Below are 26,997 nucleotides of genomic sequence, written 5' to 3' on the forward strand. Positions count from 1 at the left end.
ACGCCCACTGCTTTTTAGGGATTATGCTGTGCCCCACCTGATCTTGGTATCCGCCAATCGTTTTACTACCCCCTATCCCGTCTACCCTCTGGGATTGAGCTATCTGAAGAGCTACCTCAATCGGGAGTGGCCCGATCTCAGAGTGTCTCTGATTGACATGAACATGATGGAAGAGTCGGAGCTTACTCAGAGGATTCAGGCGTTGGCCCCGGATTATGTCGCCGTCTCTTTGCGCAACATTGATGATGTGGACCAGATTCATAAACGCAGCTTTGTCGAGGGCTACGGCGAGGTGATTCAGGCCATCCGCAGGGGCTCCCAGGCCCCCATTGTCCTCGGTGGTGCCGGCTATTCTCTGTTTCCCGAGCGGTTGCTGGCTGAGCTCCAGGGGGATTACGGCTTGGTGGGGGAGGGGGAGCAGTCCCTGATTGATCTCATTCAAGCCCTGGAGGGTCAAGGAGAGCTGAGCCAGGTCGATGGACTGGTACGCCGGGAGGGCGCCGCTTGCCGGGTGCAGCCCAGATGCAGTTACATCGACAATCCCACCCTGACCTTTGAGCCGGAACTGGTGGCGCATTACTGGCAGCGAAGCGGCATGCTCAACATCCAGACCAAGCGTGGCTGTCCCCATAAATGTGTCTATTGCAGCTACCCGCTGATCGATGGCACCCGGGTGCGCAACCTGCCGGTGGAGCAGATTGTTACCACCTTGAGGGAGGCCTGGGATAACCATGGTATCGACTACGTGTTCTTTACCGATTCGGTGTTTAACCTCAACCCGGACTTCAATGAGTCGCTGGCCCGAGCCCTGATCAAGCAGGGGCTGCCCACCAAGTGGGGCGCTTATTTTGCGCCCCACAGGCTCAGTGCCTCTCAGCTTGCGCTCTATCAGCAGGCTGGGCTGACACACCTGGAGTTTGGTACCGAAGCCCTGTCGGACATCACCCTGGAAAGCTACGGCAAGCCGTTCAGAGTCAAGCATGTACAGAGGACCGCCGAGGTTGCGGCGGATCTTGGGATTCACCAGGCCCACTTTATGATCATGGGGGGCTGGGGGGAAACGACCCAGAGTATCGAAGAGACCTTGGTGAACGCCGACCGTCTGCCGGATACGGTACTGTTTCCCTATTTTGGCATGAGGGTTTACCCCAATACCCTGTTGGCCGGCGCCATGACCCAGGCGGGGTTGCTGGCTGCCGATGAGGATCTGCTGGCGCCGCGTTATTATCAGAGCCCGGCTCTGGATCTCGAGCGTTTCCGAAGCAGATTGAACGGCGTGAAACAGCGCTGGGTGCTGCCCGATGAGGATCTCAGTGGCAATATTGAGATGCTCAGAAAACTGGGCAAGAGGGGACCTCTGTGGGAGTACATCCTGTAGAGGGGAGCGCCGAAGCCTTTCGAGCTGGAAGCTTGACACATACTTAACCGAAATCATTGATTGTAAAACCGTTATCGACTTTAATCGGTGATGGGTTCGAATGGGACGGCAAAGGCCGCTCTGTGTTGGAAATGACAAATAATGGAGAGAGCTGTGACGCTTGTGAGAAAGTACCTGAGCATTGCATTGATGCTGTTCTGCAGCAGCAGTTGGGCTGAAGAGTTTGATCTTAACTATTACCAGAATATTTTTGAGAATGGCTCTCGTGTGGAACAAACCGCCGCGGCCTCCTCTCTGGAGTGGTCCGGGCTGAGTGACGAGGCCCTGTTCGACGTCGTTGCCGCCAATCTGGCCAAAGCCGCTCCTGAAGCGGACAGCAAGGCGAGCATCGATCACGTTGCCTGGCTGCTGAAGGCCCTGGCGTTCTCCGGTAATGAGAAATACCGGGCAGAGATCCAAAAGTACACTCAGGGCGACTTCCACAGGAAGGTTCGTAAGTATGCCAAGAAGTCCCTGAGCTACCTGGATCAGCACAAGGTGTGGAACCCCATCATCAGCGATACCAGTGGCTTTAAAGAGGGCGAATCTCTGAAAGACAATCGCCTGGCCAACATGATTCGCAGTGACGTGCTGGAGCTGAACCGCATTGGCGCCAAGCGGGTGCACTATGAGCACAACTACACGCCCTACCTGCTGGAAACCCTGGCAGCGGAGCTCAAAGCCAAGGCACCCACCATGGCGGACGACAAACTGACCGTCGATGCCTACGCCTGGATGGCCAAAGCCGTAGCAGGCTCAGGTGATGCGAAATATCGCCCCCTGATTGAGCAACTGTCCAAAGAGGCGGGGGCGTCCAAGATGCGCAAGTACGCCAGGAAGTACCTGAACTACTTCTGATATGTATGAAAAGAGAAAAGGGGCGCTCGGCGCCCCTTTTTTTATGCTGGCGTGATTACTTCAGTTCGGTGACGAAGCGTTCGCGGGGTATGCGTACCTTGGCCGCTTTATCCAGGGTGTTGAAGTCCTCGTTGGAGCGCACGCCCACCAGAGCGGTGACCACTGAGGTCAGCCCCTTCTCTTTCAGGCCCATCAGTTTGTCCAGCTCCTCGGGCAGGAAGCCCTCCACCGGACAGGCGTCCAGCTCCAGCAGGCCGCAGGAGAGCAGGAACTGACCGAACAGCAGATACACCTGCTTCTTCAGCCACTCCTGGCGATCCGCCGGGTCCATCCCCTCTACGTAGTTGGTCATCAGGGCGACGCGGTCCTGGTTGATCTCGGTGCCGCGCACCTCGGCCACCAGTTGCTCCAGCTCCATCACCTCATCGGCACCAAACTCGGTCTTGGCGCAGAACACGAACAGATGGGAGGCGTCGCGGAACTTGGGCTGATTGTAATCCCAGGCGGCCTTGGCCAGCCGGGCCTTTTCGTCGGGATTGGAGATAACAAACAGGTGCCAGGGCTGACTGTTGATGGAGGAGGGGGCCAGACGCAGGGTGTCGATGAGCGCCTGAATCTTGGTTTCCTCGGCGCCTTGGGTGGCATCGAACACCTTGGTGGAGTAGCGCTGTTCCAGCACCTGTTGCAGTGTGTTTATCATGGTTTTGCTTCCTGTTCAGACCAGTGTCTCAGTGTGACCAGAGCTTGGGAAAATTCAAGGAGACAGATCATGTTGCGGCACCCTGAGGGCCGGCTGTCGGCCTTACAACGTGTTGAGCTTCAGGCACAAAAAAGCCGGCCACAGGGGCCGGCTGATTCAATCTCTAAAGGGGGATTTAGAGAGAGATACCACGGCGCTCCAGCAGGGCGGTGGTGTCAGGCTTGCTGCCCTTGAAGTCCATGTAGGTCTTCATCAGGTCCTGGCTGTTGCCGCGGGACAGGATGGTGTCGCGGAAGCGCTGGCCCATCTCGCGGGTCAGGCCGCCGTTGTCACGCATGTGAGCGAAGGCATCGGCTGCCAGGATTTCAGACCACATGTAAGCGTAGTAACCGGCGGAGTAACCACCTGCGAAGATGTGGGCGAAGTAGGCGGACTTGTAGCGAGGCGGAATCGCTTCAATGTTTACACCGTGCTTGGCCAGGGCGGCCTTCTCGAAGGCTTCCACGTCGGTGATCTGGGCGGCTTCTTCAGCGCTCAGGGCGTGCCACTCCATGTCCACCAGGGCGGCGGCCAGGTACTCCAGGGTGTCGAAGCCCTGGTTGAAGTTACTGGCAGCCAGTACCTTGTCCAGCAGCTCCTTGGGAATCGGGGCGCCGGTCTTGTAGTTCTTGGCGTAGTTGGCGATCACCTCTGGGTTGGCCGCCCAGTCTTCCTGGAAGGTGGAGGGGAACTCAACGAAGTCGCGAGATACGTTGGTGCCAGCCAGGCTTGGGTAGTACACGTCGGAGAACAGGCCGTGTACGCCGTGACCAAACTCGTGGAACATGGTGGTGACATCATCCCAGCTCACCAGCTGAGGTTCGCCTTCAGGGGCCTTGGGGATGTTCATCACGTTGATGATGGTGGGCTGGGTGCCCTTCATGTTGGACTGGCTGACGAAGGTGTTCATCCAGGCGCCACCACGCTTGCCTTCACGGGCAAAGTAATCGGCGTAGAACAGGCCCATGGAGCTGCCGTCCTTGTCGAAAATCTCATACACCTTCACATCCGGGTGGTACACAGGGATGTCGGTGCGAGGCTTCAGGGTGATGCCAAACAGACGGTTCATGGTGTAGAACACACCATCTTCCAGAACCCGGTTGAACTCGAAGTACTGAGACACTTCCGCAGAGTTGAGGTTGTACTCTTTCTGACGAACCTTCTCGGCGTAGTAGAGCCAGTCCCAGGGCTTCACTTCGAAGTTGGCCTGATCCTTGGACGCCATGGCCTTAATGGCTTTGGCTTCTTTGGCGGCGTTGGCGGCAACCTTAGGAGCCATGGAGCCCAGCAGGTCCAGAACCGCTTCCGGGGTCTTGGCCATGCTGGTCTGCAACTGGTACTCGGCCCAGCTGTTGTAACCGAACAGGGCCGCTTTTTCTGCACGTAGCTTCACCAGCTCCAGCAGCACGGGGCGGTTGTCGTACTCACCGCTGGTGGCGCGGTAAGCAGAGGCGCGCCACAACTTCTCACGCAGCTCGCGGTTGGTCAGGCTGGAGAGGGCGGATTGGCGGGTGGTGTTGGTCAGGGTCAGCAGGTAGCCCTCTTTGCCCGCTTTCTCGGCGGCCAGCTTGGCGGCATTGATTTCGCCCTGGGACAGACCATCGAGCTGTTTTACATCGGTCACCAGCAGGGCGCCGTTCTGGCTGGCGGCCAGGATGTTGTCACCGAACTGGGTGGTCAGGGTGGACAGGCGCTTGTTCAGCTCGCGTACCTTGGTTTTGTCCGCGTCGCTCAGGTTGGCGCCGGCCAGTACGAAGTTCTGGTAGTAGTTCTCCACCAGACGCAGGCCTTCAGGATCCAGGCCCAGCTCGTTACGCTGGTTGTAGATCGCCTCGACACGCTTGAACAGCTTGTCGTTCAGGTAGATGTTGTCGTTGTGCTCGGAGAATCTGGGGCCCATCTCAGCGGCCAGCGCCTGGCGGGCATCGTTGCTGGTGGAGCCAACCAGGTTGTAGAAGACACTGGCGGAGCGGCTCAGCAGCTCACCGGTCTTCTCCATGGCCACCACGGTGTTGTCGAAGGTGGGGGCATCCGGGTTGTTGGCAATCGCCAGCACTTCGGCCAGTTGAGCGGCCATACCCGCTTCCATGGCAGGCTTGAAGTGGCTGTCTTCAATCTTGGTGAAATCCGGGGCACGGTAGAGCAGGGTGCTCTCGTTCTTCAGGGGGTTGCTGTCGGCCAGCTGGGCCACCTGGGCAGTGTCGGTCACGGTGTTGGTATCCACTGAAGTACAGGCAGCAAGCGACAGCATCACCGCTGACGCAAGCAGAGTTTTACGAAGCATCATGTCTTCCTTCTAAAATGGCTTGTCGCATTCGCCCCAAGGACGGGAGCGCCTTTGGCTGCGGGCGTTCTAGTTATGATCCCCAATGTTAGCTACTAGAGGGGGTGGCGATACCTTATCGTAAAGGGGTGGTGAACGAAAATCCCCAACCGCCGGGATCTGTAATCAAGTGTTACAGTTCGCTCAGCTTTTCGGCAAAAGGGTGGTGGTCAGGTAATCGATCAACACTCGCACCCGCTTGGGGGGCTCATTATCGCGATAGAGCAGATGGATGGGAGCCGGCTTCGGTGAGTCCGTTTTCAGCAGTTGCACCAGGCTGCCCTGGGCCAAATCCTCCTCGACCAGCAACCTCGGCTGAAACAACACCCCGGCTCCGGCGCGAGCCGCAGCCAGCAGCGCATCCCCGCTGTTGGCCACCAGTCTAGCCTGCCCCTTATCAAAGGCGGTGGGCGCGCCCCACTGGCTGGCGCGGCGCCGGCCAAAGTCGAAGCCCAGACAGGCGTGGTCCCCCAGGCTGGCCAGCGAATTCGGGATGCCGTGTCGCGCCAGGTAATCCGGGCTGGCGCAATAGATCAGTTCATAGCTGCCCAGGGGGCGGGCGATCAGGGAGGAATCGGCCAGTTCGCCGATGCGCACCACCAGATCCGTGGGGTGATGGAAAGGATCCACCAGGCTGTTCTCCAGGGTCAGCTCCACATTGATTTTGGGGTGGTGCGTCAGAAAATCCGCCAGCAGCGGAGCCAGAACCCGGCTGCCGTAGGTTACGGGGGAGTTGAGCTTCACCGTGCCCATCGGGGTCTGACTGCGCTGCTGCAGAGTCTGCTCGGCGTTATGCAGCTCGTGCAGCAGGCGCTGGCACTCGGCGTAGTAGAGTTGCCCGGATTCCGTGAGCGACTGGCGGCGGGTGGTGCGGTTGATCAATCTGACCTGAAGGTGTTGCTCCAGGGCGCGTATGTGCTTGCCCACCATGGTGGGGGTGATGGCGTGGGTACTGGCGGCAGCGGCGAAGCTGCCCTGTTCGGCGGCGGTGACAAACACCTGCATGCTTTTCAGTCGATCCAATATTGGCAACCAATGGTTTTTAATAAAGTGAACAAATGGTGGTTTATCCTCTGGTGCGAGTCAACTAGAGTGGCGCTTTGCTTTCACTATCCAGGAAAGGTCGTATGGATCAGGGGCTGTTTATCACCGCCGAACTCAGGGTTAAACCCGATGTCTCTCTGGAGCTGGCCAAGCTGGCCATCTTCCGTTTTTGCCGGGACATGGAGTCGGAGCCGGGCTGCTCTTTTGCTCTGCCGCTGCAAGACAAAGAGGATCCTCGCAAGTTTATTTTGTGGGAGCGTTACGATGATGAAGCGGCCCATCAGGCCCACTTCAACGCAGAGCACACCCAGAGATTCATTCAGCAGGGCCTGACCGAACTGGTGCAGGCCTTCCAGTCGCAGCTGTTGATTCCGGAGCAGTAATCGATGAGTACACCACTTCGCTGGGGCATCCTGGGCACCAGTTTTATCTCCGGGGTGATGGCCGATGCCATCGCCGCCGAGGGGCAGACCCGGATTCAGGCCGTGGCCGGTCGTCATCCTGAGCGGCTGGCTCAGTTCGCCGACCAGTATGGCATCGAGCAGCGTTACCAGGACTTTGATGCCTTGATCGCCGACCCAGAGGTCGACATCGTCTATATTGCCTTGCCGAACCACCTGCACCATGACTATGTGGTCAAAGCCGCCGAGGCGGGGAAAGCGATTCTGTGCGAGAAATCCCTGTCTGTGGATATGGCCGGCACCGAGGCCGCCCTTGGCGCCGTGGCCGACGCCGGGGTCTTTTTTGCCGAGGGGTTGATGTACCTGAATCACCCGGTGATCGCCAGGGCGGTGGAGCTGGTCAGAGAGGGCGGCCTGGGTGACCTCAGGGCGATACACGCCAGCTACAGTGCCGCCATCAGTCAGTTTGTGAACCCAGGCAGCAAGGGCACCCTGTACAACCTGGGGTGTTACCCCGCTTCCCTGGCCCATCTGATGTTGCAACAGGTCGGGTTGACCAACCCGTTCGACGGTGCCCAGATTCAGGCCCTGGGCCGCCGGGGAGAGGATGGCAATATCTGCGAGTCCGCCGCCAGCTTGCGTCTGCGCAATGGGGTGGCCATGCAGCTGCACAGCGCCGAAGACTATGGCCTTGATTGGCAGTTCACTCTGGTGGGCAGTGACGCCAGTCTGAAGATGGTGACCAACCCCTGGCTGCCGGGGGCAAACAACACTCTGCAGTTGACCCCTCACGAGCAGCCCGCACAAACCATAGAGGTGGCCGCAGAGGGAGATGCCTTCCTCTACCAGGTGCGGGCCGTGCGCCAGGCTCTGGAGGCGGGTCAGCGGCAGCTGAGCAGACCGGCAGCCATGGTGCAGGACTCCAGAGAGATCATGGCACTGCTGACCCGTTGGGAGGCGGCGACGGCCACGGTCCAGTAACGGAGTCGGGCCCCGCAATCGCGGGGCCTTTTTTCTAGGCGCAGGCTGTGGTGGCAGGCAGCTTCAGCCTTGAGGCCACGAATGCTACTGTAAGGGCATTGGGTTCCTACTCTTCAGAGATTATGCTGACCGCCTTCGCCATCGAAAACTACCGCTCCATTCGCAGCCTGCGTATTCCCTTAGGGCCTTTGACCCTGATCACCGGAGGCAATGGCTGTGGCAAGTCCAATCTTTATCGTGCCCTGAGGCTGCTGGCGGAAACGGCCCAGGGAGGCGTGGTTACCGCCCTGGCCCAGGAGGGGGGATTGCTCTCGACCATGTGGGCCGGCCCCGATGAGATCACCGCTGGCATGCGCCGGGGAGAAGTGGCGGTTCAGGGGACGGGCCGCAACCGCCATTCGCGGCTGAAGCTTGGGTTTACCGGAGAGCCCTTCAGCTATGCCATCAGTCTGGGCATGCCAGAGCCTGTGCCGCGCAGCGTGTTTAACCTGGATCCCGAGGTCAAGCGAGAGTCCATCTGGAGCAGCAGTCGCTGGCGCCCTGCGGCAGAACTGGTGAGCCGTCAGGGGCCCTTGGTGAAATCCCGGGATGGACGCGGTTTTCGGGTGGTCAGCCAGCATCTGCCTGCCTACGACAGCATGTTTGATCAGGTGGCGGACATTCAGGCCACGCCCGAGCTGTTTGCCATCAGAGAGGCGATTCGCCGCTGGCGTTTCTACGATCACTTTCGTACCGACCCGGGGGCGCCGGCGCGCCAGGCTCACATTGGCAGCCGCACCCCGGTGCTGCACCACGATGGCCGGGATCTGGCGGCGGCCCTGCAGACCATCCGTGAAGTGGGCGATGCCCAGGGATTGGATGACGCCATTCACCGGGCCTTTCCCGGCTCACGGCTGAACATCGAGATCAGCACAGACAACCGATTTACTCTGAGCCTGTTGCAGCCGGGGATGCTGCGCCCGCTGACCGCCGCCGAGTTGTCCGACGGCACCTTGCGTTATCTGCTGCTGACGGCTGCCCTGTTGACCCCCAGGCCACCGAACCTGATGGTGCTGAACGAGCCGGAAACCAGCCTGCACCCGGATCTGCTGCCTGCCCTGGGGCAACTGATCATCAATGCCTCGGCTCACAGTCAGGTGTGGGTGATCTCCCATGCTCCCAGGTTGATTGCTGCCCTGGAGAAGAGCTCGGACTGCCACTCCATTCAGTTGCATAAGCCCCACGGTGAGACCGAAGTCCTGGGCCAGTCGATGCTGGATGAACCGCCCTGGAGCTGGCCGGCGGGTTTGTAACCCTCAATGGCCTCTCAGCCACGTTCAGGCCAGGGAGCAGTCGTGTTTACACCAGGTTCAGCCGCCGTGGGCCAATCGAGGCCAGTTGCGCATCAGTCCACGATCAAGGTGCCCCGGTACATCTGCATTTGGCAGTGGAAGTTGTACTCTCCTTTTTGCAGTGGAGGCAGACGGACGTTATAGCTGTTATCCACGGGCAGGCTGATGCTCATTCCAAGGTCCGGAAATTGCACGACCTCGGCACATGGTGATGGGTCTTTTCGAAGAAAGCTCAGGGTAATGGTCTGCCCCGGAGAAATATGTATTCGAGCCGGTTCATAGACCCCATTTTTCACCAGGATCGGGATGGGGTGCTCTCCATCGGCTTCATTCTGCGCGGGTGTGAACAGCCAGAACCACCAGACGATAAAGACAATCATCAGCAGGCCTGCCAGGTTGATCCACAACATATCGTGAATTCTCCCTATCTAAGGTTTTTCTGGAGTAAACCAGCGCAACCTGTTGGCGTTGGTGACCACTGTGACAGAAGAGAGCGCCATGGCTGCGCCAGCGACCACAGGGTTGAGCAACCAGCCAGTTAAGGGGTACAGAACCCCGGCGGCGATGGGCACTCCGGCTGCGTTATAGACAAAGGCACCGAACAGGTTTTGTTTGATGTTCTTCAAAGTGGCTTTACTCACTTCTATGGCGTCCGATAAGCCGTGAAGGGAGCCGCGCATCAGCGTTATGTCAGCACTTTCCATTGCCACATCAGTACCCGTGCCTATGGCAAAGCCGACATCGGCCTGGGCAAGTGCGGGCGCATCATTGATGCCATCTCCCACCATACCCACAATGTGACCGTCGGCTTGCAGCGCCTTCACCTTGAGTGCTTTATCTTCTGGAAGGACTTCGGCAAAGAGGTCATCTATGCCTACGCGCCTTGCCACCGCCATGGCGGTTTCGCGATTGTCACCGCTGAGCATCACAACCTTTATCCCCCTCTCTTTCAGACGGCGTATGGCGCCGGTGGCATCCGGTTTGATGGGGTCGGCTATGGCAATGATTGCGGCCAGTTGGTTTTCAACGGCAAGGTAGATTGGGGTCTTGGCTTCCTTAGCCAATGATTGGGCCTGGTTTTGGTGTTTTTTAACCGCGATACCGCGCTCTGCCATCAATTTCTCATTGCCAAGAAGGATGTTCCTTCCTTCGACTCTCGCTTCGACGCCGTGCCCGGCAATGGCGTTGAATGTCTCCAATGTTCCTGGCTCAATGCCTCGCTTCCTAGCGGATTCCAAGATGGCCATGGCCAGAGGGTGTTCGGACCCGGATTCCAGTGTGGCGGCGAATCTCATCACCTCCGATTCGCTGTTGCGCCCGGTTAAAATTAGATCGGTGATGCTGGGGGAGCCTTGGGTGATGGTGCCGGTTTTGTCCAGTACCATGACCTCTATCTTGGATGCGGTTTGCAGTGCCTCACCATTTCGAATCAGTACCCCGACCTCGGCGGCCTTGCCTATTCCAACGATGATTGAAATCGGGGTAGCCAAGCCAAGAGCACAGGGGCAGGCGATGATCAGTACCGTTGTGGCGGATACCATGGCAAAGGCGATCGCCGGATCCGGACCAAAGTTCATCCAAGCCAGGGCACTGACAACGGCGATGATCATGATGGTGGGTACAAAGTAGGCGGAGATGATATCCGCCAATCTGCCAATAGGAGGTTTGGAGTTTTGTGCCTGCTTCACCATAGAGATGATCTGGGACAGGGCGGTATCTGCACCCACTCTCTCTGCAATAAACAGCAGGCTACCGGTACGATTCAAGGTGCCTGCCGAAATCTGGTCGCCCACCGTTTTCTCAACAGGCATAGGCTCTCCAGTGAGCATGGATTCGTCTACAGAAGAGTGACCCTGGGTTACTGTGCCGTCTACAGGAACCTTCTCGCCAGGCCGAATGCGCAAGCTGTCACCTACCATTACCTGATCAATGGGGAGATCCACCTCCTGACTTTGTCGAACAACCTTCGCCGTTTTCGGTTGCAAGCCAATTAGGCGCTGAATTGCTTCCGAGGTTCGCCCTCGGGCCCTGACCTCAAGTGCCAGCCCCAGATTAACCAGGCCGATGATCATTGCGGTGGCTTCGAAATAGAGGTGCCTGGCCACCAAGGGGAGGATATCCGGCAGCAGTACAACCACCATGGAGTAGAGCCAGGCCGTGCCAGTGCCCAAGGCGATAAGGGTGTCCATGGTGGCGCCGTGGTTCTTGAACGAATGCCAGGCACCTATATAGAAATGTTTGCCGGAGAAGACCATGGCAGAAAGGGTCAGAAGGCCAATCAGTAGCCAGACCAAGCGTTGGCTGTTGGTGGCCACGGTCATCTCCCCCCCCAGTAAGCCATAGAGCATCAATGGAACCCCTAAGCCGAGTGCAATGGCCACTTTTCTCATCAGGCTTTTGTAATGGACCAGATCCGCTTGTTCCCGCTCCTTCATCATCTTACTTTCTGCATCGAATAAGATGGGGCGAGCACTGTAACCAGCATTCTCGATGGCATGAATAAGTGCATCCACAGGAGCAGACCCCTGAATGGTCGCAGTTCGAAGCGCGAAATTCATGGTCACCTGAACCACCCCTGGTACCTGGGTAAGCGTCGTTTCAATCTTTTCCACGCAGCTGGCACAGCTGATGCCATCGACCATTAATTCGGTGACAGTGGCCTGGCTGTCACTGGTGGGCTGGTTTCGGGAGGAAACTGGTTGAGGTTTCGGCGTCATAGTTGAATTCCGTTGTTAGCTGCTTTCTTGGCGGCCGGGAATAAATACCGGTTAAGTCTGGAATGTCAGAACCCTGTCACTAAGCGGAAGCTCATAGCGTAGAGCTTGTTGACTTGACCTATTGGCCACTATAGACCTTCCTGTGGCTGGAGGGTCAAACCTCCCCTGTGTCACCTCGACGAGTGAGCCTGAACTAAGGCCGGTGGTTATCAACTGGGTGCTAGCCATCCTAAATGCCATCTCATTGGATTAGCTCACTGGTACGAGGTGTTGAGGTGAAACGGTGTTCGTGTCCGCCGTCACAAATTGGGTTGAATTTGGGTGGTAGCGTGCCTTATATGGTTTTCAGGATGTAACTCGTACCCAGGGAGAGTGTGGTCATGCAACTCAGGGATTTAAACGAAGAAACCATCGTCTTTTTCGCCGCCATGAGTGGCGATGTCACCCTGGGCTTCAGTACCCGGGATTTTCTGGAGCGGTGCCGCGAAGAGTTGGGGTACAGGCCCTCCATTGAGGAAGCCAACCGGGTACTGAGCCGCTACTTCGATACTCCCAGCAGAGGTCCGGACAGCGAAAACCACGGCTGGTGGGTCAATCCTGGCACCGCTTATTTCTGAGGCCGACAGACCAGCCTGTATCAATACTCCCCTTGCTCGGGAGATTGAGCTGACGCCGCTTCGACGAAACTCAAAATCACACCCTCAGCCAGCTGTCGCCCGGCATCCGGATCATATTCCTCCGATGCTTCAATCTCTGCGGCGTGGCTAAAGTGGTGCTCAAACAGCTTTCTGTCCTCGAACGTCGCCTTGAGCTGGAAGGTGTCGTAGTCCCGATAGACCTCTCTCCAGGTGTCTCTCACCGCTTGCCAGTACCCCTGAGTCTTGTGCCAGTAGGCCTGGGCCGCATCCAGTCTGGGTTCGGTGATGCGCTCATAGCGGTTGACCCCCACCTCCTGAGCCAGGTAATCCTTGGTGGTGCCGAAGGGGGAGGGTTTCATCACTTTGCGATTGAACTGTTCGTGAAGCCAGCCATTGGGTGTCAGGGTGATGCGGTGTTCCCCCTCCAGCAGGTTGTAGTCATCCCTTACCGAGAACTCGCGCCGGGGCAGGGGACGGTGACTGGTTTGGCTCTGCCAGGCAGAGTAGCCCTCGCCATGCTGCCACTTCCCCACCACCTCGTAACGGGGTGAGTCGTCCACCTGATAGACTGCCTGGGTCCATTGGCCGGCCACCTCGGCGGCATCCCGTCGCTCCCGGCTCCAGGTTCGATTGCCCAGGAACACATGAAGCTCGGTATCTTCAAAGGTCCAGTCCTGACGCCAGTGTTTCATCACCATGGGCCCATGAACCTCGCCGGCGTCGGTTTCGAAGAACATCACCAGGGTGTGCTGAAGGCTGATGAAATCCTCCTGTTCAGCCAACACGTGCACGTGCTCGGTGCCCCAGGAGAAGTAGGGGGCGGTGGGCAGGTAGTCGGCCACAAAGCCGGCGGTTTCCACGAACTGAAAGCTGACCCGGAAGTCGCCCGCCATCGCCAGAATGGCTCGGCGGTCTCGCTCTTTCACCGTCAGCCCTGATTCGGACAGGGCGCTCTACAGCGGAGATTCCCCGGCAGCCAGAGTCACTTGGGAGCCTTGACTGCTGCCTCCGCGCGCCAACATGGACTCAGGGGTTTCAAACGGCCAGGCAAAGGGCAGCACCGATTGCTTTGTGGGCTCGGCATCGGGCTCGGGAGCTGTGCTCTGGTGCTGACACCCTCCCACCAAAGTCAGTGAAAACAGTGCGAATAAGGGCGTCAGGCGACAACCGGGGACAGTGTGCATAGTCAAACTCCGCGTCCGAGTCGGGGCCAGGATTGCGACGTCGCAATCCGACCCAACATGGACAAACTGTAGGCGAAAATCGCCGGTGTTGAGCGTCGCAGTGGCGCGGACCACCTAGCTCAGCGGACCGGGCGCTGCACCAAGATGGCATGCCAGGCTCCTGCATTAATCCCGAATTCCCCAATCTCACTGGGTTAGCAACGGATGCCCCAGCTTAGTGATGGCGCACCCCTTTGGCGCACTGGCGAGGGATTTTGCACTGGCTTTGTGCGCTGCGGTGAGCCTTTTGGGGGCGCCATCGAGTTAAGTTCTTGAAACATATAGACCAAGACTCTTGGCGCCAATTTTGCACATTCTGAATTCGTCCCTGCCCGAAAGGAGTCCTGCGAACTTTACCGGGCAGGTGAGTCGTCATGAATCAACGCTAAGGGGGGAGTTGTGAAGCTTGTAACCGCCATCGTTAAGCCATTTAAGGCCGACGAAATTCGACAGGCATTGTCGGATGTCGGGGTACAAGGAATGACCGTGACCGAAGTCGTCGGCTTTGGTCGTCAGAAGGGACACACAGAGCTTTATCGGGGTGCAGAGTACGTCGTGGACTTCCTGCCCAAGGTGAAGCTGGATATTGCCATACCCGCCGAGTTAGAAGACTTGGTTATCGACACCATCATCTCTGTTGCCAGAACCGGAAAAATTGGGGACGGAAAGATCTTCGTTCGACACCTCGAGCGAGTGGTACGCATACGCACCTCGGAAGAGGGCCATGAGGCAATATAGATGAACAAGATACTGACTTTATCAGCACTGATATTGTGCTCCTTTGGTGCGTCTGCTCAAGAGATGAGTGGTGCCAACACCGCCTGGATCCTGACCTCTTCCGCCCTGGTGCTGCTGATGACCCTGCCGGGTCTGGCGCTGTTCTATGGCGGGCTGGTTCGCAGCAAGAACGTCCTCTCCATCTTGATGCAGTGTTTCTCCATCGCGGCCATCGCTTCGGTGCTGTGGCTGGTGGTGGGCTACTCCATCGCCTTCGATGAGGGTAACGGCTTCATGGGCGGCCTGGGCAAGGTGATGCTGGCCGGTGTCAGCAAGGCGTCGTTGTCCGGTGACATCCCTGAAGTGCTGTTTATGCTGTTTCAGATGACTTTCGCCGTGATTACCCCGGCGTTGATCATCGGTGGATTCGCCGAGCGGATGAAGTTCTCTGCGGTGCTGATCTTCAGCGCTCTGTGGTTGCTGGTCGTGTATGCGCCCATCACCCACTGGGTCTGGGGCGGCGGCTGGCTCGCCGAGATGGGGCTGTATGACTTTGCCGGCGGCACCGTGGTGCACATTACCGCCGGGGTGGCGGCCCTGGTGGCAGCGCTGGTGTTAGGCCCTCGAAAGGGCTACCTGCAAACCGCCATCCTACCGCACAACATGACCATGACGGTGACCGGAGCAGGCCTGCTCTGGGTAGGCTGGTTCGGGTTCAATGGCGGCAGCGCCCTGGGGGCCAATGGCGATGCCGCCATGGCTATTCTGGTGACTCACATCTCCGCCTCCATGGGAGCCATGACCTGGGCCGCCATCGAGTGGAAGAAGTTTGGCAAGCCCAGTGCCCTCGGGGTGGTAACCGGCATGGTGGCGGGCCTTGGCTCCATTACTCCTGCCTCGGGCTTTGTCGGCCCGGGTGGCGCCCTGGTCATCGGTCTGGCCGGGGGCTTTATCTGCTTCTATGCCACGGTTTACATCAAGCAGAAGCTGAAGATCGATGACTCCCTGGACGTGTTTCCTGTGCACGGTGTGGGCGGCATCCTGGGGACCTTGCTGGCCGGAGTGTTCAGTTCGACGGAACTTGGGGTGTTCAGTGGTTATGGCTTTGCCGAGGGCATCACCACCATGTCCGGTCAGTTGTGGGTGCAGTTTGTCGGTGTGGTCGCCACCTTTGGCTATACCGCCGTGGTCAGCTATGTTCTGCTGAAGCTGGTGGCCTTCCTGGTCAACGGGCTCAGGGTCGGCGAAGAGCAGGAGGTGTCCGGCCTGGATATCCATGAGCATGAGGAGACGGGCTACAACCTGTAACCCTCTCTGGAGAGTGCCCCAGACATAAAAAAACCAGCCGCGAGGCTGGTTTTTGTCGTTCCAGGGCAGGCCTTAGAAGTTGGCGCTGCGCGGGGCACGAGGGAAGGGGATCACGTCACGGATGTTGGACACACCGGTCACGTAGCTCACCAGTCGCTCGAAGCCCAGGCCGAAGCCGGAGTGAGGTACGGTGCCGTAGCGACGCAGGTCGCGGTACCAGTACATCTCGTCCTTGGGCAGGCCCATCTCGTCCATGCGCTTGTCCAGCATCTCCAGACGCTCTTCACGCTGGGAGCCACCGATGATCTCACCGATGCCCGGGGCCAGAACGTCCATGGCGGCAACGGTCTTGCCGTCTTCGTTCATGCGCATGTAGAAGGCCTTGATGTCCTTCGGGTAGTTCTTCACAACCACAGGGGCCTTGAAATGCTCTTCCGCCAGGAAGCGCTCGTGTTCGGAGGCCAGGTCGATGCCCCACTCAACGGGGAACTCGAAGGTCTTGCCGCAGTTCTTCAGGATCTCCACCGCGTCGGTGTAATCCACCTGGGCGAAGTCCGCTTTAACGAAGTCCTGCAGGCGAGTGATCACCTCTTTGTTGACCCGCTGCTCGAAGAACTTCAGGTCGTCCATGCGCTCGGCCAGTACCGCGTCGAAGCAGTACTTGAGCATGTCTTCCGCCAGGGAAGCCACGTCGTCCAGCTCGGCGAAGGCCACTTCAGGCTCGACCATCCAGAACTCGGCCAGGTGACGGCTGGTGTTGGAGTTTTCGGCACGGAAAGTCGGGCCGAAGGTGTACACCTTGGACATGGCACAGGCGTAGGTCTCGGCGTTGAGCTGACCGGATACGGTCAGGAAGGTCTCTTTGCCGAAGAAGTCCTGGTCGTAGTCCACGTCGCCCTTGTCGGTGCGAGGCAGGTTGTTCATGTCCAGGGTGGAGACGCGGAACATCTCACCGGCGCCTTCACAGTCGGAGGCGGTCAGGACTGGAGTCGCGGCCCAGATAAAGCCACGCTCGTGGTAGAAGCGATGAATCGCCTGGGACAGACAGTTGCGCACACGCATGACCGCGCCAATCAGGTTGGTGCGGGGACGCAGGTGAGCCACTTCGCGCAGGTACTCGATGGAGTGGCGCTTGGCCGCCATGGGGTAGGTGTCTGGGTCTTCCACCAGGCCCACCACCTCAACGGCGGTCACCGCCATCTCGAACTGCTGGCCCTTTCCGGGGGATTCCACCACTTCACCGGTCATCTTCACGGAGCAACCGGCGGTCAGGCGCAGCACATCTTCCTGGTAATTATTCAGATTACTGGGTACTACGCCCTGAATAGGATCAAAACAGGAGCCGTCGTACACGGCCAGGAAGGAAATACCGGCTTTGGAGTCACGGCGGGTACGAACCCAACCCTGTACCGTCACTTCGCTGCCTACTGCGTAAACGCCCTTCAGGACGTCAGCGATAGTTGCCACACTCATTCTCGGTTGTCTCTCCAGCGAGATTAAAATCAATACGTTGTCAGTCGACCACTGATTGTGGCCTGACTAGGGCAGCTAACCACACTCTGTGGACAGCTGCAAACCGTTAATCTTACCTTGCTGACCCTGATTCTCAAGACAATTTGGGGCAATTCGGTGGGGAGAGTGGGGCGAGGCGATTATTCGTGGCCTCGTTTGCGCAATTCTTCGCCTGAATCGGCTTGGTCAGTGGTGCTACAACGGTGCCCGGGGGAAGCCCAGGTGGCGCACCAGCTGTTCGATCACCGCGGCGGTGGCACCCCAGATCTGATGATGCTGCCAGAACATGAAGTAGACCCTGTGATCGGCGCCACGGCGTTTCAAGTCCACGGCTCTGCGATTGGCGGGTTCACACAGGTGGGCCAGGGGCACAAAGAAGCACTCACTGACCTCGTCCTGACTCAGAACCGGGGCGAAGTCGCCATCGAAGAAGGCCAGTTGCGGCATCATCCGAAAGCGGGAGATGGTGTGAAACTCAGGCAGCTCGCCGACCCGGGTCAGACGCTCCGGCTCCAGACCCACCTCTTCCCAGGCTTCGCGGGTGGCAGCATGCCAGGCAGAGTTGTCGGTGTCGTCCACCTTGCCTCCGGGAAAGCTCACCTGGTTGGCGTGGTGGCGCAGATGGCTGGCGCGCCGGGTCAGCAGCAGTTGCAGTTCGCCCTGGCGCTCGGTCAGGGCAAGCAGTACCGACGCCGGCTTGAACTTGGGGGCCAGGGGGTGCGCCGCAATGGGGTCCTCCACCCCGGAGATGGGGCTTAGGGCAAACTGGGCGAGAAACTGCTGACGATTCAACTTGAGACCATCCTCCGTAGTCGATAGTCCCAAGATAACAGAGGCGGCCTCGGGGGGGAATCCGCCTTTTGGTTAGGTTTCCCTTGCCTGACTGAGTACCGGCAGGATTCGCGCCAGCTTATCGAAGCACTCCTGATACTCCGCTTCACCGTGGGAGTCGGCCACAATGCCGCCACCGGCCCAGCAGTAGATCTGGCCCGATTTGGCTACCAGGGAGCGGATGGTAATGCTGGTGTCCATGCGACCGTGGCAACTGAGGTAGCCGATGCTGCCGCAGTAGAGGCTGCGCCGCCAGGGTTCCAGCTCTTCGATGATCTCCATGGCCCGGATCTTGGGCGCGCCGGTGATGGAGCCGCCGGGGAAGGCACCGCGCAGCAGGTCGCAGGGGGTGACCCCGGGGGCCAGGATAGAGGTCACCGTACTCACCAGGTGGTGGACGGCGGGAAAGCTCTCGATGGCAAACAGCGAAGGCACCTGAACGCTGCCCGGGGCGCTGACCCGGCCGATGTCGTTGCGCAGCAGGTCCACAATCATCAGGTTCTCCGCCCTGTCCTTCTCGGAGTGGGCCAGCTCCAGGGCGGACTGGTTGTCCAGGGCCGGGTCCGGATGGCGGGGGCGGGTGCCCTTGATGGGCTTGGTTTGCACCTGGTCACCCTCCACCAGCAGGAAACGCTCCGGGGACACCGACAACAGGGCGGCATCCGGCAGCCTGATGAAGGCGGAGAAGGGGGCCAGGTTGTGACGACGCAGAATCTGGTAGGCCTGCCATTCACTGCCCTGGTAGGGGGCATGAAACCTCTGGGTCAGGTTTATCTGGTAGCAGTCGCCGCTTTTCAGATACTCCTGAACCTGATCGAACGCCTTGAGGTAGTCGCCGTGGCTGGTGTCGTGGTGCCAGGGACCGGTCAGGGAGAAGGCCAGTGGTGTCTGGCTGCATTGATCCACCAGCCACTGAAGCCTTGACTGCCAGGCCTGCTCATCGCCCAGGACCACCAGCTCCACCTGATCCCGTTCATGACTCAGAATCAGCGCCCAGTTATACAGGCCGACGGCCATCTCCGGCAACTGGATGTCATCCCGGGTCTGGTCGGGGAGGCGCTCGAAGCGGCGGCCCAGATCGTAGCTGAAGTGACCCAGGGCGCCGCCGCAGAAGGGCAGATCCTGATGGCCGCTTAGGCTGGGCAGGTGGGCTGTGAGCTGTTGCTCCAACAGGGTGAGGGGGTCTTCGTCACTGGTTTGTTCCGAGTCCGGCCCCTGTATCTGAGTCTGCTGGCCCCGGGTGGTCAGGGTGGCCACGGGATCGGCCACGATGATGTCAAAGCGTGCATCCGGGTGAGGCGTGGCGGCATTGGTGGCGGAGTCCAGCAGCATGGCCCAGGGCAGATGTTGCAGCGGCGCAAACAGCGCCGTGGCATCGCAGGCCCACTCCAGCGGGCGGCGAGTCAGGTGTGGCATAAGGTTCTTCGGTTATTGTCCTTTGCGGCGATCATACCAGCTCCATCGAGCCTCGCCTATGGTGGGCCAGTGAGCCGCTGTACCCAGAATGGCAGCCCCTGGGCCTTGAGAAAATGCTCTGCCTGCGCTCCCTGCAACATAGCCAGGGTGGCGATCAGGCCGGCATCGGTGCAGCGTTCGGCCTGAACGGTGACGCTGGAGGGGGCGTCAGTCACCGGGTGACCGGTTTTGGGATTGAGGATATGGCTGATTCGCTTGCCGTCCCTCATCAGAAAACGCTCGGCATCGCCACTGGTGGCGATGGCGCCCCGGCTCAGTGTCAGGGTGACCGGAGCCGCGTTACTGTTCACCGGGCTGATGCCAATGCGCCAGGGCAACTGGGTGGGGGAGGCGGCGATGTCGCCGCCAAAGTTCACCAGCAGCTCCAACTGGGGCCAGTGATGCCGAATCAGGGCAAGTACCCTATCGACGGCGTACTCCTTGCCCAGGCCACCGAAGTCCAGTGCTGTGCCTGGGGCCAGGGTGACATTTTGTTGCTTCAAAACCACCTTGTCCCAGCCGATCAGCGGCAGCAGGGCGGCGACCTGTTCAGGGCAGGGCAGTCGGTCGCTACCATCGAAGCGCCATACCCTGCCCAGCACGCCGCTGGTGATGTCAAACAGGCCATCGGAGAGGCGCCAGGCGGTCTCGGCCAGGGACAGCAGCTGATGGGTTTCCCGGTCTATGGAAGCCGGCCTACCCTGACTGTGGTTGAGACGATGGCAGACGCCGTCAGTGCGATAGCGGCTGAACTTGTGCTCGATGCGCAGGGTCTCTTGGGCAGCCAGCCCCAGCGCTTGCTGGGCCAGGGCGTGATCGCCGGTTCGAATCAGCAGTTCACAGCGGCAGGCCATGGCCTGGAAGTGGCCCCGATAGACACCAGGTTCAAGCTGAGTCAGGGTCAGGGCGGTTTTTTCGGCCAGGGTGGTCATCAGAAGTGGTAGCTGGTTTGCAGCATTAGGGTGTTGAGGCTGGGGTAGAGATCCAGGTCTTTTAGCTGACCTGGCTCGGCCTTGCCGATGGATTGCGGCGCCTGATGGTACCACTGAAGGCGGATGGCCATGCGGTGGCCAGTGGTCATACGGTAGCCATATTTCAGTCCGAGGGTGTAGGTGTCCAGCTCTCCCAAACGGTAATCGGCACTGGCGTATTTGGGGGATTCTCCCTCCAGCAGGAAAGGCTGGTAGAACTCGGTGGCGCTCTGGGTGTAGTAACGCAGGTTGGGCTCCAGGCTGTGGGGGCCGAACTCAAACAGCAGCCGGGCATTGAGGGTGTGGGAGTCCACCTCCCAGTCGTCGCTCATGAAGCGGTAGCTGAGGTCGAGGATGGGACCAAAATGGTATTTGGCCTGACCGAAGAATCCCCATTTGTTGCGGCGATCCGGTCTGGACTCATAGAGGTAGTGCTGAGCTTCTCCCAGGTCGTTGACCACAGACAGCACCTTGATGAAGTCGTTCTGATACCCCTCCACCTGGGCATAGGTCAGGGTGCCCTGAACTATCAGTTGCCGGTTAATCACCTGGCTGAGGCTGGCGCGCAGATCCCAGGTGGTCTTGGTGTCGTCGCTGTCGCCGCGGGTGGCGTCAAACGCCTGCTGGAACGCCTCTTCGCTGGGGAAATCCTTGCGGATGGCCATGGTGCTCAGGGGAACCGGCACCCGTCCTTCAGGCTCAACGGTGTCATAGAAGAGCGAGCCTCCCAGGGCAAGCTGGGTGTTCTTCTGATTGAAGTCCCGGGTGAGACCGCCATTGATCCCCAGAGACAGATAGTCGTACTCCTTGGAGAGGTGCAGCCCAGTGGTGTAGCCCATGGCCTGGTTCAGGGGGCTGGTCCACTGCAGGTTGACCTGGGCGCGGGTGTCTTTGAAGGTGTCGTCCAGGGGCGTCTCTCCCGGGGCGACCTGATACTCCCCTTTGCCTGAGGGCCGGGTAAAGGTCTGGGGGGTGAGTTGCGGCGCCGCGCCGTTGGGCGAGGCGCCGGTCAGCACATCCAAGGTGCCGGTGAGCACCAGAATCTGGTCATCGGCGTTGGTGCGGGTCGCCTGCAGCACCCCTTCATAGGCATCGACTCGGTCGTCTCCTTCGCTGTAGTAGAGGAAGGCGGCGTCAAAGTTCCACTCCGGCTCAAACAGGGGCTCCTGAGCCTGCACCTGGCTCAGAGGCAGAGTGGCGGCGGCCAGGGCGGCGGTGATGTTGCCTAGTTGCACCCGCAGCCTCCACCCGCACTGCCACTGCCGCCATTGGTGGCTTCCTTACTGAAATAGACATGGTCGTCGAAGGACTTGTCCAGGGCATCGGCTTCAAGGGCCATGGCCGGATGAGCCAGCAGGTCGCGCTCCCAGGGTTTGACACCCATGGAGCTGCATCCGGTGAGGGCGAGCAGCAGCATCAGGGTTAAGGCCTGTCTCACTGGGCTTCTCCACTGCCTTGGTTGATCAGATTGTCCAGGGTGGCTCTGGTGGCGTCGGCATCCTTGGGGCGAAAGCCCACATGGGTCTGGATGATGATGCCGTCCTGGATCAGGTAGCTGCTGGGCATGCCTCCGACCCCATAGGCGTCCGCCAGGGCAAACTCAGGGTCATAGACGATGGGGAAATCGGCGGGGAACTGTTGCAGAAATTTGGCGGCGTCCGCTTTGTCCACGTCCAGGTTGATTGCCACCACGGTCACGCCTTTGGGGCCAAAATCCTTGAGGAGCTGATTCATAAAGGGAAAGGAACGGCGACAGGGGCCACACCAGGATGCCCAGAAGTCCACGTAGACTGGCCCCTCCTTGCTCAGCTCCACCATGGAGCGGCTCTGACCGGCCACCTCTATCTGAAAATCCGGTGCCGGGCGGGCAGCGAGCTGCGCGCAGGGCAACAGCAGCAATAGGGTGAGAAAAATAGTGCGCATCGTCAGTCCTTGGTATTCGCAGTCTGATTCCATCATGGCACATCTGCACTGGGGGTAAAGGGGAAAACGTGGCTTGGGCTAGAGTGAAGCAAGGGGAAGTGTCTATACTGAAACAGCAAGATAAACAGTCACCTTGACAAAAATCGCAGGGAGCGAGTCTATGGTCTGGTATCGATTTTCTCACCGGCTGCTGGTCAGCCTGATGCTGGTATGGGTTACTTGTTCAGTGGAAGCGGCCACCGCACTGGATCCTCAGACCCTGTCACTCTGGCAGCGCCAGGGAATCCCGGTTCAACTGCTCGATGCCCGGCCTCACCAGGCCTACCTGCAGGGACATCGTCAGGGGGCCATCAGTTTCGACGTTGAGGAAACCTACCGACAGGATCAGGGCGTGTGGCTGGCCAAGTCCATCTCTGCCATGACTCAGGAGATCCGCCAGCGCGGACTGGCTCTGGGTCAAACCATAGTGGTGTATGACGACGGCTTGCTGATGGATGCGGCTCGGCTGGCCTGGGTGCTGGAGCTTTACGGTTTAACCCAGGTCCACATTTTGGTGGACTCTCTGGAGAGCGCCAAACTCAACAAGGAGCCGGTGACCCCAAGGCCGTCGAGTTATGTGCCTGCCCTGAACCCGGATGTGCTGATCAACGCCAGAATGACTTTGCTGGCGGGACATAACCCCAGTTTTGGCATTGTCGATATACGGGGCGAGGATCACTATTTGGGAAAGGCCTCGGAAACCAAAAAATTTGGCCACATCCCCGGCGCCATCAACATCCCCATGGACAACTTCTTTTATCGTGATGACAACAACACGCCGCAGCTGCGCAGTTGGGGAGAGCTGATGTCGCTGTTTCAGGGGCTGGACCCCGGCAAGCGCTACATCACCTATTGCTACAAGGGAAAGGCGTCCACTTTGGGTTATTTCCTGATGCAACAGGCCGGACTTCAGGTGACCCACTATGACGGTTCCTGGCTGGACTGGTCACAGCGGGATATGCCGGTGGAGAGGCCGGAATGATTCGCCAGTCCCTGACCCAGAGACTCAACCTGGCCATCTTTGCGGTGATGGTTCTGTTGGCGTTTGTCATCAGTGCCTGGAGCTACAAGGTGGATCTGCAGACCATGCGGGCACATTACTCAGGAGTGGCAGGCAGTCTGGCACCTACCATGATTGAGCTGGTGGTGCTGGATCAGCCGGAGACGGTGACCGAATTCAATCGTCAGCTGCGTAACTTTCCCCAGCTTAGGGGCCTGACCCTGATGACTCTGGAGGGGGAGGTGCGTTACGAGTATCGCCGTCAGGATACTGCCTCGGCTTGCCCTCAGGAGATAAGCTGGCTGGCGCCCTTGATGGACGGTTGCATGGTGATTCGCCAGCAGCTGGAGTTTGAGTCGGCCCAGTGGCTGGATTACGCCATGGAAGTGGACACCCGTGAGTTGCAAGCACAGATCTTCCAGCAGGCCCTGATGGTGGTGATGGGCACCCTGTTCTGTTTTGGGCTTATCTATCGCAGCATTCGTCGCTGGGTGAAAAAGCCGGTGGACGAATTGGTGGCCGGCTTGCCGCTGATGGGCACAGGCCAGGTCGATTTCCCCTATGCCGGCGTGCATCGCAGTGAGCTGGCCATGCTGGCGCGCACCCTGGAGCAGAGTGACCGGCAACTTTTCGAACGTCAGCAGCAGGCCACCGAGCTCAATAGCCGGCTTGAAGCCTCTCTCCAGGCCAAGAGCGACTTCCTGGCCAATGCCAGCCATGAAATTCGCACGCCGCTGAATGCGGTCACCGGTTTTATCGAGTGCCTGGAGGCCCAGCGTACCCGCCTGACCCCAGAAGGGCAGGAGCAACTGCAGCTGTTGCAGGGGGCCTCGCAGAGTTTGCTGCACATCGTTAACGATGTGCTGGACTTTTCCCGCCTGGAGGCGGGAGAACTGAAACTGGATCCTCAGCCGGGCTGTCCCTCCGACTTTCTGCAGCGGGTCCATGCCCACTATCAGGGGATGGCGCGATTGCATAAGGTGGCGTTTGGTCTCTGTCTGGCCCCCGAATTGCCCCCCAGGTTGGTGATGGACGAAGGTCGACTGGAGCAGATCCTCGGCAACCTGCTCACCAATGCCATCAAGTTCTCCCCGGGCGGCCAGGTTGAGCTTAAGGCCAGGGTCCAGTCCCGGGATGAATGCAGTTGTAAGCTGGCGATCTCCGTCGAGGATACCGGCATCGGCATCGAGCCTCACAAGCTGGCGGGGATCTTCGACGCCTATACCCAGGCGGACGGCTCTGTGACCCGCCGCTTCGGTGGCACCGGCCTGGGGTTGGCCATCTGCAAACGCCTGTCGCTGCTGATGCAGGCGAACCTTGAAGTGGAGTCTGAGCCCGGGCAGGGCAGCCGATTCACCCTGACTCTGTCTTTGCCGCTGAGCGAAACAGGCACCAGAAGTCAGGCAGATGACGCCATCGGGCGGGATGAGCGTCCCCTGCAGGGGGCCAGGGTGCTGTTGGCAGAAGACAACATCAGCAACCAGAAGCTGATGCAGATTATGCTCAAGCGGCTGGGCTGTGATGCTCTCACTGTGGCCTCCAATGGCCAGCAGGCGGTGGATGCCTGCCAGAGGGAGAGTTTTGATCTGGTGCTGATGGATTGCCAGATGCCGGTAATGGATGGCTATCGGGCCACCCGGCAAATTCGCCTGGGGCCCTCGGCTGACACCCTGATTCTGGCGCTGACCGCCAATGCCACCGAGGATGACAGGCAGAAGTGTCTGGACAGTGGCATGGACGATTTTCTGGCCAAGCCCGTGACCCTGACAACATTGGGAGAGGGGATTGCTGCCGCCCGGCTGCGCCATGGCCGTTCAGCGGCGCGCATCTCCTAACCTGTTCAGCAGGAATAACCTCTTGTCCTGAGCTCAATTATTATGCCAGCCGCCCCTAGACCTTCCGCCACTGGTCAGGTGGGGCTGGCTCAGGGTATTATGGGTCGGATTCACAACCACACAGGCATAGTGAGAAGAGGCTGGAAGCCTCCGTGGAGTAAAAATAAAATGGCCGTGATCAGTAAAGAGGACTTCATCAGCTCAGTGGCTGATGCCCTACAGTACATCTCTTATTACCACCCCAAAGATTTCGTCGACGCAATGAACGCTGCCTATGAGCGGGAAGCCAACCCGGCAGCCAAGGACGCCATTGCCCAGATTCTGATCAACTCCCGCATGTCCGCCGAGGGGCACCGCCCCCTGTGTCAGGACACCGGGATCGTCACCTGCTTCGTGAAGATCGGCATGCAGGTGCAGTGGGACTCTGACCAGACGGTTCAGCAGATGGTGGATGAGGGCGTACGCCGCGCCTACAACGATGAAAGCAACCCGCTGCGGGCCTCCATTGTGGCCGACCCCGCCGGTGCCCGAAAGAACACCAGAGACAACGCCCCCGCCGTGGTGCACATCGATATGGTGGCCGGTGATCAGGTCGAGGTGTTCTTGGCCGCCAAGGGCGGTGGCTCTGAAAACAAATCCAAGATGGTGATGCTTAACCCCTCCGACGATATTGCCGCCTGGGTCGAGAAGACCCTGCCCACCATGGGCGCGGGCTGGTGTCCTCCTGGGGTGCTGGGCATCGGCATTGGCGGCACCGCCGAGAAGGCGGCGGTGATGGCCAAAGAGTCTCTGATGGAGCACATCGACATCCACGAGCTCAAGGCGCGCGGCGCCGAGACCACCGAAGAGAAATTGCGCCTGGAGATCTTCGAGCGCGCCAACAAACTGGGTATTGGTGCCCAGGGTCTGGGCGGCCTCACCACGGTGCTGGACGTCAAGATCAAGAGCGCGCCGACCCACGCGGCCTCCAAGCCTGTGGTGATGATCCCCAACTGTGCGGCCACCCGCCATGTACACTTCACCCTGGATGGCTCCGGCGCTGCCCAGTTGCCAACCCCCAAGCTGGAGGATTGGCCGGAGGTGACCTGGGAGGTGGGAGACAACGTCAAGCGAGTGGATCTCAACACCATCACCAAGGAGGAGACCACCAGCTGGAAAGCGGGGGATACCCTGCTGCTCAATGGTAAAATTCTCACCGGTCGTGATGCGGCCCACAAGCGCATCAAGGATCTGCTGGATTCCGGCGAAGGCCTGCCTGAAGGCGTGGACTTCAGTGGCCGCTTTATCTACTACGTCGGCCCCGTGGATGCCGTGGGCGATGAAGTGGTGGGTCCTGCCGGTCCGACAACCGCTACCCGCATGGACAAGTTCACCGACATGATGCTGGAGAAGACTGGCCTGATGGGGATGATCGGCAAAGCCGAGCGTGGCCCTGCTACCGTCGACAGCATCGCCAACCACAAGGCCACCTATCTGATGGCCGTGGGCGGTGCCGCTTACCTGGTGGCCAAGGCCATTAAACAGGCGCGTGTGGTGGCCTTCGAAGAGCTGGGCATGGAAGCGATCTACGAGTTCGAAGTGCAAGACATGCCGGTGACCGTTGCGGTGGACTCCACCGGCAGCAACGTGCACCAGACTGGCCCTGCTATCTGGCAGGCCAAGATTGAGGAGCTCGATGCCGAGCTCAGCAAATAACAACACAGGTGCCCCTGGAGGGCACCAAAATGATCTTGG

At 59.3% G+C, this 26,997-nt stretch carries 24 protein-coding genes; 11 read left to right on the forward strand and 13 right to left on the reverse strand.

What is annotated here, in order from left to right:
- Positions 1–28: 28 nt before the first annotated feature.
- Together QUE41_RS07575 and QUE41_RS07580 are read left to right on the forward strand one after the other, a co-directional pair.
- On the forward strand, positions 29–1,378 hold the full coding sequence (locus QUE41_RS07575; protein ID WP_286342268.1) for a lipid biosynthesis B12-binding/radical SAM protein: 1,350 nt from the start codon (positions 29–31) through the stop codon (positions 1,376–1,378).
- A 153-nt stretch (positions 1,379–1,531) separates the two neighbouring features.
- Complete coding sequence (locus QUE41_RS07580) at positions 1,532–2,275, forward strand: hypothetical protein (RefSeq protein WP_286342269.1); 744 nt, start codon at positions 1,532–1,534, stop codon at positions 2,273–2,275.
- Between the two features lie 55 nt (positions 2,276–2,330).
- On the opposite strand, the gene QUE41_RS07585 is transcribed toward QUE41_RS07580, so the two are convergent.
- The 3 genes from QUE41_RS07585 to QUE41_RS07595 form a co-directional block, all read right to left on the reverse strand.
- A complete protein-coding gene (locus tag QUE41_RS07585) occupies positions 2,331–2,975 on the reverse strand; it encodes a nitroreductase family protein (protein WP_286342270.1) in 645 nt (214 codons plus the stop codon).
- A gap of 175 nt (positions 2,976–3,150) precedes the next feature.
- Positions 3,151–5,298, reverse strand: coding sequence for a M3 family metallopeptidase (locus tag QUE41_RS07590; protein ID WP_286342271.1), 2,148 nt, complete (start codon positions 5,296–5,298; stop codon positions 3,151–3,153).
- A 183-nt stretch (positions 5,299–5,481) separates the two neighbouring features.
- Positions 5,482–6,360 (reverse strand): LysR substrate-binding domain-containing protein, encoded by an 879-nt coding sequence (locus QUE41_RS07595; RefSeq protein WP_286342272.1) that lies wholly within the window; start codon positions 6,358–6,360, stop codon positions 5,482–5,484.
- A 104-nt stretch (positions 6,361–6,464) separates the two neighbouring features.
- Between QUE41_RS07595 and QUE41_RS07600 the strand changes: the two genes are divergently transcribed.
- The 3 genes from QUE41_RS07600 to QUE41_RS07610 all read left to right on the forward strand — a co-directional run bounded on the left by QUE41_RS07600 (position 6,465) and on the right by QUE41_RS07610 (position 9,055).
- Positions 6,465–6,764, forward strand: coding sequence for a putative quinol monooxygenase (locus QUE41_RS07600; RefSeq protein WP_286342273.1), 300 nt, complete (start codon positions 6,465–6,467; stop codon positions 6,762–6,764).
- Positions 6,765–6,767: 3 nt separating this feature from the next.
- Positions 6,768–7,763, forward strand: a complete 996-nt coding sequence (locus tag QUE41_RS07605; protein WP_286342274.1) for a Gfo/Idh/MocA family protein — start codon at positions 6,768–6,770, stop codon at positions 7,761–7,763.
- Positions 7,764–7,885: 122 nt separating this feature from the next.
- Positions 7,886–9,055 carry an AAA family ATPase gene (locus QUE41_RS07610; RefSeq protein ID WP_286342275.1) on the forward strand — a complete coding sequence of 390 codons (1,170 nt, stop codon included), beginning with the start codon at positions 7,886–7,888 and terminating at the stop codon, positions 9,053–9,055.
- A gap of 92 nt (positions 9,056–9,147) precedes the next feature.
- Here the strand turns inward: QUE41_RS07610 and QUE41_RS07615 are convergent, their stop codons facing one another.
- Both QUE41_RS07615 and QUE41_RS07620 read right to left on the reverse strand, forming a co-directional pair.
- Positions 9,148–9,504 (reverse strand): cupredoxin domain-containing protein, encoded by a 357-nt coding sequence (locus QUE41_RS07615; protein ID WP_286342276.1) that lies wholly within the window; start codon positions 9,502–9,504, stop codon positions 9,148–9,150.
- Between the two features lie 18 nt (positions 9,505–9,522).
- The gene (locus QUE41_RS07620) at positions 9,523–11,736 is read right to left on the reverse strand and encodes a heavy metal translocating P-type ATPase (protein ID WP_286342923.1); all 2,214 of its coding nucleotides are present in this window, start codon (positions 11,734–11,736) and stop codon (positions 9,523–9,525) included.
- 455 nt (positions 11,737–12,191) lie between these two features.
- On the opposite strand from QUE41_RS07620, the gene QUE41_RS07625 reads away from it, so the two are divergent.
- Positions 12,192–12,428, forward strand: coding sequence for a hypothetical protein (locus QUE41_RS07625; protein WP_286342277.1), 237 nt, complete (start codon positions 12,192–12,194; stop codon positions 12,426–12,428).
- 20 nt (positions 12,429–12,448) lie between these two features.
- Here QUE41_RS07625 and QUE41_RS07630 read toward each other — a convergent pair whose 3' ends face one another.
- On the reverse strand, positions 12,449–13,375 hold the full coding sequence (locus QUE41_RS07630; RefSeq protein WP_286342278.1) for a DUF6607 family protein: 927 nt from the start codon (positions 13,373–13,375) through the stop codon (positions 12,449–12,451).
- Between the two features lie 696 nt (positions 13,376–14,071).
- On the opposite strand from QUE41_RS07630, the gene QUE41_RS07635 reads away from it, so the two are divergent.
- Both QUE41_RS07635 and QUE41_RS07640 read left to right on the forward strand, forming a co-directional pair.
- The gene (locus QUE41_RS07635) at positions 14,072–14,410 is read left to right on the forward strand and encodes a P-II family nitrogen regulator (RefSeq protein WP_286342279.1); all 339 of its coding nucleotides are present in this window, start codon (positions 14,072–14,074) and stop codon (positions 14,408–14,410) included.
- 63 nt (positions 14,411–14,473) lie between these two features.
- On the forward strand, positions 14,474–15,697 hold the full coding sequence (locus tag QUE41_RS07640; protein WP_286342924.1) for an ammonium transporter: 1,224 nt from the start codon (positions 14,474–14,476) through the stop codon (positions 15,695–15,697).
- 72 nt (positions 15,698–15,769) lie between these two features.
- On the opposite strand, the gene asnS is transcribed toward QUE41_RS07640, so the two are convergent.
- The 7 genes from asnS to QUE41_RS07675 all read right to left on the reverse strand — a co-directional run bounded on the left by asnS (position 15,770) and on the right by QUE41_RS07675 (position 22,389).
- A complete protein-coding gene (asnS, locus tag QUE41_RS07645) occupies positions 15,770–17,170 on the reverse strand; it encodes an asparagine--tRNA ligase (protein ID WP_286342280.1) in 1,401 nt (466 codons plus the stop codon).
- Positions 17,171–17,404: 234 nt separating this feature from the next.
- The gene (locus QUE41_RS07650) at positions 17,405–18,001 is read right to left on the reverse strand and encodes a CoA pyrophosphatase (RefSeq protein ID WP_286342281.1); all 597 of its coding nucleotides are present in this window, start codon (positions 17,999–18,001) and stop codon (positions 17,405–17,407) included.
- Positions 18,002–18,073: 72 nt separating this feature from the next.
- Positions 18,074–19,456: an aminodeoxychorismate synthase component I gene (gene pabB / locus QUE41_RS07655; RefSeq protein WP_286342282.1), complete on the reverse strand. Its 1,383-nt coding sequence runs from the start codon at positions 19,454–19,456 to the stop codon at positions 18,074–18,076.
- Between the two features lie 56 nt (positions 19,457–19,512).
- Positions 19,513–20,427, reverse strand: a complete 915-nt coding sequence (locus QUE41_RS07660; protein ID WP_286342283.1) for an FAD:protein FMN transferase — start codon at positions 20,425–20,427, stop codon at positions 19,513–19,515.
- Positions 20,427–21,701: a DUF3570 domain-containing protein gene (locus QUE41_RS07665; protein ID WP_286342284.1), complete on the reverse strand. Its 1,275-nt coding sequence runs from the start codon at positions 21,699–21,701 to the stop codon at positions 20,427–20,429. Before QUE41_RS07665 ends, QUE41_RS07660 begins: the two co-directional genes overlap by 1 nt.
- Positions 21,692–21,904, reverse strand: a complete 213-nt coding sequence (locus QUE41_RS07670; RefSeq protein ID WP_286342285.1) for a DUF4266 domain-containing protein — start codon at positions 21,902–21,904, stop codon at positions 21,692–21,694. Before QUE41_RS07670 ends, QUE41_RS07665 begins: the two co-directional genes overlap by 10 nt.
- Positions 21,901–22,389, reverse strand: a complete 489-nt coding sequence (locus QUE41_RS07675) for a TlpA family protein disulfide reductase (RefSeq protein WP_286342286.1) — start codon at positions 22,387–22,389, stop codon at positions 21,901–21,903. The genes QUE41_RS07670 and QUE41_RS07675 overlap by 4 nt, the downstream gene beginning before the upstream one ends.
- A 160-nt stretch (positions 22,390–22,549) precedes the next feature.
- On the opposite strand from QUE41_RS07675, the gene QUE41_RS07680 reads away from it, so the two are divergent.
- The 3 genes from QUE41_RS07680 to QUE41_RS07690 all read left to right on the forward strand — a co-directional run bounded on the left by QUE41_RS07680 (position 22,550) and on the right by QUE41_RS07690 (position 26,958).
- A complete protein-coding gene (locus QUE41_RS07680) occupies positions 22,550–23,410 on the forward strand; it encodes a sulfurtransferase (protein WP_286342287.1) in 861 nt (286 codons plus the stop codon).
- Positions 23,407–25,263 (forward strand): ATP-binding protein, encoded by a 1,857-nt coding sequence (locus QUE41_RS07685; RefSeq protein WP_286342288.1) that lies wholly within the window; start codon positions 23,407–23,409, stop codon positions 25,261–25,263. Before QUE41_RS07680 ends, QUE41_RS07685 begins: the two co-directional genes overlap by 4 nt.
- A 168-nt stretch (positions 25,264–25,431) precedes the next feature.
- Positions 25,432–26,958: a fumarate hydratase gene (locus QUE41_RS07690; RefSeq protein ID WP_286342289.1), complete on the forward strand. Its 1,527-nt coding sequence runs from the start codon at positions 25,432–25,434 to the stop codon at positions 26,956–26,958.
- The last annotated feature ends 39 nt before the right edge of the window (positions 26,959–26,997 follow it).

This window comes from Ferrimonas sp. YFM (genome assembly GCF_030296015.1).
Lineage (GTDB): Bacteria > Pseudomonadota > Gammaproteobacteria > Enterobacterales > Shewanellaceae > Ferrimonas.

What these genes read in the sequence shown, in the direction of transcription:
- QUE41_RS07620 (WP_286342923.1), bottom strand. Translation starts at nt 11,736, where the DNA reads ATGGTCGATGGCATCAGCTGTGCCAGCTGCGTGGAAAAGATTGAAACG.
- QUE41_RS07610 (WP_286342275.1), top strand. Translation starts at nt 7,886, where the DNA reads ATGCTGACCGCCTTCGCCATCGAAAACTACCGCTCCATTCGCAGCCTG.
- QUE41_RS07685 (WP_286342288.1), top strand. Translation starts at nt 23,407, where the DNA reads ATGATTCGCCAGTCCCTGACCCAGAGACTCAACCTGGCCATCTTTGCG.
- QUE41_RS07615 (WP_286342276.1), bottom strand. Translation starts at nt 9,504, where the DNA reads ATGTTGTGGATCAACCTGGCAGGCCTGCTGATGATTGTCTTTATCGTC.
- QUE41_RS07605 (WP_286342274.1), top strand. Translation starts at nt 6,768, where the DNA reads ATGAGTACACCACTTCGCTGGGGCATCCTGGGCACCAGTTTTATCTCC.
- QUE41_RS07625 (WP_286342277.1), top strand. Translation starts at nt 12,192, where the DNA reads ATGCAACTCAGGGATTTAAACGAAGAAACCATCGTCTTTTTCGCCGCC.
- QUE41_RS07680 (WP_286342287.1), top strand. Translation starts at nt 22,550, where the DNA reads ATGGTCTGGTATCGATTTTCTCACCGGCTGCTGGTCAGCCTGATGCTG.
- QUE41_RS07690 (WP_286342289.1), top strand. Translation starts at nt 25,432, where the DNA reads ATGGCCGTGATCAGTAAAGAGGACTTCATCAGCTCAGTGGCTGATGCC.
- QUE41_RS07585 (WP_286342270.1), bottom strand. Translation starts at nt 2,975, where the DNA reads ATGATAAACACACTGCAACAGGTGCTGGAACAGCGCTACTCCACCAAG.
- QUE41_RS07675 (WP_286342286.1), bottom strand. Translation starts at nt 22,389, where the DNA reads ATGCGCACTATTTTTCTCACCCTATTGCTGCTGTTGCCCTGCGCGCAG.
- pabB (WP_286342282.1), bottom strand. Translation starts at nt 19,456, where the DNA reads ATGCCACACCTGACTCGCCGCCCGCTGGAGTGGGCCTGCGATGCCACG.
- QUE41_RS07590 (WP_286342271.1), bottom strand. Translation starts at nt 5,298, where the DNA reads ATGCTTCGTAAAACTCTGCTTGCGTCAGCGGTGATGCTGTCGCTTGCT.
- QUE41_RS07640 (WP_286342924.1), top strand. Translation starts at nt 14,474, where the DNA reads ATGAGTGGTGCCAACACCGCCTGGATCCTGACCTCTTCCGCCCTGGTG.
- QUE41_RS07660 (WP_286342283.1), bottom strand. Translation starts at nt 20,427, where the DNA reads ATGACCACCCTGGCCGAAAAAACCGCCCTGACCCTGACTCAGCTTGAA.
- asnS (WP_286342280.1), bottom strand. Translation starts at nt 17,170, where the DNA reads ATGAGTGTGGCAACTATCGCTGACGTCCTGAAGGGCGTTTACGCAGTA.
- QUE41_RS07600 (WP_286342273.1), top strand. Translation starts at nt 6,465, where the DNA reads ATGGATCAGGGGCTGTTTATCACCGCCGAACTCAGGGTTAAACCCGAT.